A 7,274-nucleotide genomic window follows, 5' to 3' on the forward strand; every position below is an offset into this window, starting at 1 on the left:
CTGTCCCGCTACCAAGGTCGCAAACGAGGCGTCTATTCAGCGGGTTTCAAGTAAAACACCGTTACCGGATCGGTAACAACGCGGCAAATTGTCCAACGATTTGCGCAAACAAAAACGCCCCGACGAGTCGGGGCGTTTTGCATTGCCGGCGAGGTTTACTCGACCGCTTTGACCATGTCTTCGATGACCTTCTTCGCGTCGCCGAACACCATCATGGTCTTGTCCAGATAGAACAGTTCGTTGTCCAGACCGGCATAGCCGCTGGCCATCGAACGCTTGTTGACGATGATGGTCTTGGCCTTGAACGCTTCGAGAATCGGCATGCCGGCGATCGGCGATTTCGGATCGTTCTTGGCGGCCGGGTTGACCACGTCGTTGGCGCCAAGCACCAGCACCACGTCGGCCTGACCGAACTCGGAGTTGATGTCTTCCATCTCGAACACCTGGTCGTACGGCACTTCGGCTTCCGCCAGCAGTACGTTCATGTGCCCCGGCATGCGCCCGGCTACCGGGTGGATCGCATACTTCACGGTGACGCCGTGGTGGGTCAGCTTTTCGGTCAGCTCTTTCAGTGCATGCTGTGCGCGGGCCACCGCCAGGCCGTAACCCGGAACGATGATCACGGTGTCGGCGTTGGTCAGCAGGAAGGTAGCGTCGTCGGCCGAACCGGATTTCACCGGACGCGCCTCTTTCGCACCGGCCGGGCCGGCATCCGCCGTATTGCCGAAACCGCCGAGCAACACATTAAAGAAGGAACGGTTCATCGCCTTGCACATGATGTACGACAGGATCGCACCGCTCGAACCCACCAGCGAACCGGCAATGATCAGCATCGAGTTGTTCAGCGAGAAGCCGATACCCGCCGCCGCCCAGCCGGAATAACTGTTGAGCATCGACACCACCACCGGCATGTCGGCGCCGCCGATAGGGATGATGATCAGCACGCCCATCACGAACGCCAGGGCCAGCATCAGCGCGAACGCGGCGAGGTTGCCGGTGAGCATGAAGGTCACGCCGAGCACCAGTGTGGCCAGGCCCAGTACTGCGTTCAGCTTGTGCTGACCGGAAAACTGTACCGGTGCCCCCTGGAACAGGCGGAACTTGTACTTGCCCGAGAGTTTGCCGAAGGCGATTACCGAACCGGAGAAGGTGATTGCGCCGATGGCCGCACCGAGGAACAGCTCCAGACGGTTGCCCGCCGGGATCGCGTCGCCCAGTTGCTTGACGATGCCCAGCGACTGCGGCTCGACCACTGCGGCAATGGCGATGAACACCGCCGCCAGGCCGATCATGCTGTGCATGAAGGCGACCAGCTCCGGCATCTTGGTCATTTCAACGCGCTTGGCCATGATCGAACCGGCGGTACCGCCGATCAGCAGGCCGACGATCACGTAGCCGATACCGGCGGTAGCCAGCTCGGCGCCCAGCTTATAGATGAGGCCGACAGTGGTCAGGATGGCCAGGGCCATGCCGAGCATGCCGAACAGGTTGCCGCGACGCGACGTGGTCGGATGCGACAGGCCTTTGAGGGCCTGGATGAAACAGATCGACGCGATCAGGTAGAGCGTCGTGACGAGATTCATGCTCATTACTTCGGCGCCTCTTCTTTTGCTTTCGGGGCTTTCTTCTTGAACATCTCAAGCATGCGGCGGGTGACCAGGAAGCCACCGAACACGTTGACCGCCGCCAGGGCCACGGCGAGGGTGCCCATGGTCTTGCCCAGCGGAGTGATGGTCAGGGCGGCGGCCAGCATGGCGCCGACGATCACGATGGCCGAAATGGCGTTGGTCACCGCCATCAGCGGCGTGTGCAGTGCAGGCGTAACGTTCCAGACCACGTGATAACCGACATAAATCGCCAGCACGAAGATGATCAGGTTGTAGATACCGGGGGAGATAAGCTCTTCCATCGTCTGAATCCCTGCTTAGGCGTTTTTGCGGATGACTTGGCCGTCGCGGCACATCAGGCACGCGGCGACGATGTCGTCTTCGAGGTTCACGTCGAACTGACCTTCCTTGCTGAATACCAGCTTGAGGAAGTCCAGCAGGTTGCGCGCATACAGTGCCGAGGCGTCTGCGGCGACTTCGCCGGCCAGGTTGGTCGGGCCGACGATGGTCACGCCGTTCTCCACGACAACCTGATCGGCCACGGTCAGCGGGCAGTTGCCGCCCTGTGCGGCGGCGAGGTCGATGACCACCGAGCCTGGTTTCATCTGGGCCACGGTTTCGGCGCTCAACAGCGTCGGCGCCTTGCGGCCCGGAATCAGAGCGGTGGTGATGACGATGTCGGCCTGCTTGGCGCGCTCGTGGACGGCCTGGGCCTGGCGCTGCATCCAGCTTGCCGGCATTGGTCGCGCGTAACCGCCGACACCGACCGCGCATTCACGCTCTTCATCGGTTTCGTAGGGAACGTCGACGAACTTGGCGCCAAGAGATTCGATCTGTTCCTTCACCGCCGGACGAACGTCGGAGGCCTCGATGACCGCGCCCAGACGCTTCGCCGTGGCAATCGCCTGCAATCCGGCCACGCCCGCGCCGAGAATCAGCACGCGCGCCGCTTTCACGGTGCCCGCGGCGGTCATCAGCATCGGCATGAAGCGCGGGTAATAGTGGGCAGCCAGCAACACCGCCTTGTAACCGGCAATGTTCGCCTGGGACGACAGCACATCGAGACTCTGTGCCCGAGAGGTGCGCGGCGCCGCTTCCAGGGCGAACGCGGTGATCCCGCACTCGGCCATTTTGGCGATGGTTTCGTTGTTGAACGGGTTGAGCATGCCGACCAGCACCGTTCCACGCTTGATCAGCGTCAGTTCGGCGTCGCTGGGGGCGACCACTTTGAGAATCAGCTCGGCACCGAACGCATCGTTGGCACTGCCAATGGTTGCGCCCGCCGCTTCATAGGCACTGTCGACAACACTGGCTTTGATGCCGGCGCCGGTTTGCACAGTGACCTTATGACCTTGGCTGATCAGCTTCTTAATGGTTTCCGGGGTTGCGGCAACCCGTGTTTCACCGGTCTGGGTTTCGAGAGGAACACCAATGTGCACGTCAAATCTCCTGCGTGATCTTATTGAGTAAACCCAGGCACTTCGGATGGTGCGACTGGGGCGGCCGATCAGCACGATCCCGCCAAATCAGGGCGGGGCGCGGCATTTTGCAGGCGAAGTTTATGCCCTTCAAGGGATTATGACGGGTGACGGAAAATTAACTACAAGTCATGCCGTGACCGAATGTCGCACAGGGCCGGTCGAATCCCTTACAGGCCGTGCCTTGCAAGGATTCTGGACGAATATGCAAAATTTTCTCATCGGTGGCGTGAATAAGCAGTGATGCGTCGTAAATGTAGGCGCAAAGCCACGCGGGGAGCCGGTTCTGGGACGTCTGTACGACCTTCGTATACAGTCTGCTGATTTGCGACAAATACTTATATCTGTAGGGCTTTTGTTTTCCTGACTACGGGGTTAACAAGTGCCGCAGGCCTTTATCCTTCTGGGCTGTAGCTGTACGCCTGATGTACGAGCCAGTCGCGAAAAGCCTTCAGCGACGCCGATTCGACTTTCCGCTCCGGAATCATCAGGTAATACGCCTTGATGCTCGAGAGTGCATTCTGGTTGGCGATGACCAGACGTTTTTCCGCCAGTTCGCGTTGAATCAGGAACGGTGGAATCAGCGCGATCCCCATGTCGTGCATGGCCGCCTGCGCCAGCATGGAGAATAGCTCGTAGCGCGGACCTGTCATGTCGCGGGGAATATTCAGATGCTGTGAGTTGAACCACTGGCGCCACGCATAGGGGCGAGTGGTCTGTTGCAGCAGGGGCAGTTCGGCGATGTCTTCGGCTGTCAGATGCGTCTTGTTGCCAAGTAGGGAGGGGCTGCACACCGGCATCGGATTCTCGCCCATCAATCTGTGTGATTCCGTACCCGACCAGTCGGCATCGCCGAAATAGATCGCCGCATCGAACTCGGTATCGGCAAACAGAAAGGGGCGCGTGCGGTTGGTCAGGTTGACCGTGACTTCGGGGTGCCTGGACTGAAAATCCTTGAGTCGTGGCAGCAGCCATTGGGTGCCGAAGGTTGGCACTACCGCCAGTTCGATCACATTGGTGCCTTGCTGGCCCATGACCGACAGCGTGTCGCGTTCCACCGCGTCGAGTTGGGTGGCAACCCGACGACTGTAGGAAAGGCCTGCTTCGGTCAGTTTCACTCCGCGCCGCGAGCGTCGGAACAGTTCGACGTTGAGGAACTCCTCAAGGCTGGCGATCTGTCGGCAAATGGCGCCTTGGGTGAGCGAAAGTTCCTCGGCGGCCTTGGTAAAGCTCTCGTGCCGGGCGGCCGCTTCAAAACTGATCAGAGCGGTGGTGCTGGGAATCTTGCGGCGCATGTACGTCAACCTCACTAATGTTTCAGGTAAACGGCTATCGAAGATGTTTCGGAGTGAGAAATTAGCACAACAGAATGCGAAATCCTCGTTTGCCGCATGGCTCAGTCGCGCCTAGGATCAATCCCACGTTAATTCACTCGATTTGCGAGGACTCACTCATGGGCGGTAAAGCTAGCTTCAACTGGATCGATCCCCTGCTGCTGGATCAACAGCTGACTGAAGAAGAACGCATGATCCGCGACACCGCCGAGCAGTTCGCCCAGCAGAGTCTTGCTCCGCGCGTTCTCGAGGCGTTCCGCCATGAAAAGACCGACCCGGCAATCTTTCGTGAAATGGGTGAAGTCGGCCTGTTGGGCGCGACCATTCCGGAACAGTACGGTGGCAGCGGCCTGAACTATGTCAGCTATGGCCTGATTGCCCGTGAAGTCGAGCGCGTCGACTCTGGCTATCGCTCGATGATGAGCGTGCAGTCTTCGCTGGTGATGGTGCCGATCAATGAGTTCGGGACCGAGGCCCAGAAGCAGAAATACCTGCCGAAACTGGCATCCGGCGAATGGATCGGCTGCTTCGGTCTGACCGAGCCGAACCATGGTTCCGACCCGGGCGCGATGATTACTCGTGCACGCAAGGTCGAAGGCGGCTACAGCCTGACCGGCGCCAAGATGTGGATCACCAACAGCCCGATTGCCGACGTGTTCGTGGTCTGGGCCAAGGACGATGCTGGCGACATCCGTGGTTTCGTCCTGGAGAAGGGCTGGAAAGGCCTGAGCGCCCCGGCGATTCATGGCAAGGTCGGCCTGCGTGCGTCGATCACCGGTGAGATCGTCATGGATAACGTGTTCGTACCGGAAGAGAACATTTTCCCTGACGTGCGTGGCCTGAAAGGGCCGTTCACCTGCCTCAACTCCGCTCGTTATGGTATTTCCTGGGGGGCATTGGGCGCCGCCGAGTTCTGCTGGCACACCGCTCGCCAGTACACCCTGGACCGTCAGCAGTTCGGTCGCCCGCTGGCAGCCACTCAACTGGTTCAGAAAAAGCTCGCGGACATGCAGACCGAAATCACACTCGCACTGCAAGGTTGCCTGCGTCTGGGTCGCATGAAGGATGAGGGCACCGCTGCGGTGGAAATCACCTCGATCATGAAGCGCAACTCCTGCGGCAAGTCGCTGGAAATCGCTCGAATGGCTCGCGACATGCTCGGTGGGAACGGCATCTCCGACGAGTTCGGCGTGGCTCGTCACCTGGTCAACCTGGAAGTGGTGAATACCTATGAAGGGACCCATGACGTTCATGCGCTGATTCTGGGGCGTGCGCAAACCGGTCTGCAGGCGTTCTATTAATAGGAGAGCGACCATGGGCGCGCTATCGCATCTGCGGGTACTGGATTTATCGCGCGTGCTGGCCGGCCCATGGGCCGGGCAGATTCTTGCCGACCTTGGCGCCGAGGTGATCAAGGTCGAGCGTCCGGGCAATGGCGACGACACGCGCGCCTGGGGGCCGCCCTTCCTGAAGGACGCCTATGGCGAGAACACCAGCGAGGCGGCGTATTACCTGTCGGCCAACCGCAACAAGCAATCGGTAACGATCGACTTCACGCGCCCCGAGGGGCAGAAGCTGGTGCGAGAACTGGCGGCGAAGTCCGACATCCTGATCGAAAACTTCAAGGTGGGTGGCCTGGCGGCCTATGGTCTGGATTATGAGTCGCTGAAGGCGATCAACCCGGATCTGATCTACTGCTCGATCACCGGTTTCGGTCAGACCGGGCCGTACGCCAAGCGCGCGGGTTATGACTTTATGATCCAGGGGCTTGGCGGGCTGATGAGCCTCACCGGGCGGCCAGAGGGTGACGAGGGGGCGGGTCCGGTCAAGGTTGGTGTCGCGTTGACGGACATTCTGACCGGGCTCTATTCAACGGTTGCCATCCTGGCTGCGCTCGCTCATCGCGATCACGAAGGTGGCGGCCAGCATATCGACATGGCCTTGCTGGATGTGCAGGTGGCTTGTCTGGCGAACCAGGCGATGAACTACCTGACGACGGGCAATGCGCCGAAACGGCTGGGGAATGCGCATCCGAATATTGTGCCGTATCAGGATTTTCCTACGGCTGACGGCGACTTCATCCTTACTGTGGGTAATGACGGGCAGTTCCGCAAGTTCGCCGAGGTGGCCGGGCAGCCGCAGTGGGCGGATGACCCACGCTTCGCGACAAACAAGCTGCGAGTGGCGAACCGGGCGGTGCTGATTCCGTTGATCCGCCAGGCAACGGTTTTCAAGACGACGGCTGAGTGGGTGGCGCAGTTGGAACAGGCTGGGGTGCCGTGTGGGCCGATCAACGATTTGTCCCAGGTGTTCGAGGATCCGCAGGTGAAGTCCCGTGGGTTGGCGATTGAGTTGCCCCATGCGTTGGCAGGAATGGTGCCGCAGGTGGCCAGTCCGATTCGTCTGTCGCAGACCCCGGTCGAGTATCGTCGTGCGCCGCCTTTATTGGGCGAGCATACGCTGGAGGTCTTGCAGCGGGTGCTGGGGCTTGAGGCTGGTGCGGTGGATGCTCTCAAGAGGGATGGGGTGCTTTGATGGTGGCTTCTATATAGAGGGAGCTCTTCTATATAGAAGCATCGGGTTTTTGCCGTTTCGCAACTTGTTGAAAGAAAAGTGAAATTAACGGTTGACGGCAGATTCAGGAGGTCTATAATTCGCCCCACTTCCGGCGCAGTCGAAACGGAAAACTCCTTGAGATTCAATGAGTTAGAATGTTTTTCGGCTGCGGATCGCTTCAGTTCATCGAAGCCTGGAATGCGTTGAAAGAGTGGTGATGTTTAGCTCTTTTAACGGTTCGATCTTCTCGATCGAAAGCGGAGAAAAAGAGGTGTTGACAGCAGCGTGTAACGCTGTAG

General features: G+C 59.5%; 6 protein-coding genes. 2 read left to right on the plus strand and 4 right to left on the minus strand.

Features of this window, described 5'->3' with window-relative positions:
• Positions 1 to 155: 155 nt before the first annotated feature.
• The 4 genes from N8H74_RS03625 to N8H74_RS03640 all read right to left on the minus strand — a co-directional run bounded on the left by N8H74_RS03625 (position 156) and on the right by N8H74_RS03640 (position 4,380).
• Positions 156 to 1,589 carry an NAD(P)(+) transhydrogenase (Re/Si-specific) subunit beta gene (locus N8H74_RS03625; RefSeq protein ID WP_217828950.1) on the minus strand — a complete coding sequence of 478 codons (1,434 nt, stop codon included), beginning with the start codon at positions 1,587 to 1,589 and terminating at the stop codon, positions 156 to 158.
• The gene (locus N8H74_RS03630; RefSeq protein ID WP_217828949.1) at positions 1,589 to 1,909 is read right to left on the minus strand and encodes an NAD(P) transhydrogenase subunit alpha; all 321 of its coding nucleotides are present in this window, start codon (positions 1,907 to 1,909) and stop codon (positions 1,589 to 1,591) included. Before N8H74_RS03630 ends, N8H74_RS03625 begins: the two co-directional genes overlap by 1 nt.
• A gap of 15 nt (positions 1,910 to 1,924) precedes the next feature.
• A complete protein-coding gene (locus N8H74_RS03635; RefSeq protein ID WP_217828948.1) occupies positions 1,925 to 3,046 on the minus strand; it encodes a Re/Si-specific NAD(P)(+) transhydrogenase subunit alpha in 1,122 nt (373 codons plus the stop codon).
• A gap of 434 nt (positions 3,047 to 3,480) precedes the next feature.
• Positions 3,481 to 4,380, minus strand: a complete 900-nt coding sequence (locus N8H74_RS03640; protein ID WP_262146232.1) for a LysR family transcriptional regulator — start codon at positions 4,378 to 4,380, stop codon at positions 3,481 to 3,483.
• Positions 4,381 to 4,538: 158 nt separating this feature from the next.
• On the opposite strand from N8H74_RS03640, the gene N8H74_RS03645 reads away from it, so the two are divergent.
• The gene (locus N8H74_RS03645; protein WP_217828946.1) at positions 4,539 to 5,720 is read left to right on the plus strand and encodes an acyl-CoA dehydrogenase; all 1,182 of its coding nucleotides are present in this window, start codon (positions 4,539 to 4,541) and stop codon (positions 5,718 to 5,720) included.
• A 13-nt stretch (positions 5,721 to 5,733) separates the two neighbouring features.
• Positions 5,734 to 6,954: a CaiB/BaiF CoA-transferase family protein gene (locus N8H74_RS03650; RefSeq protein WP_262146233.1), complete on the plus strand. Its 1,221-nt coding sequence runs from the start codon at positions 5,734 to 5,736 to the stop codon at positions 6,952 to 6,954.
• Positions 6,955 to 7,274: the final 320 nt, after the last annotated feature.

The organism is Pseudomonas sp. B2M1-30, from assembly GCF_025447575.1.
Lineage (GTDB): Bacteria > Pseudomonadota > Gammaproteobacteria > Pseudomonadales > Pseudomonadaceae > Aquipseudomonas > Aquipseudomonas botevensis.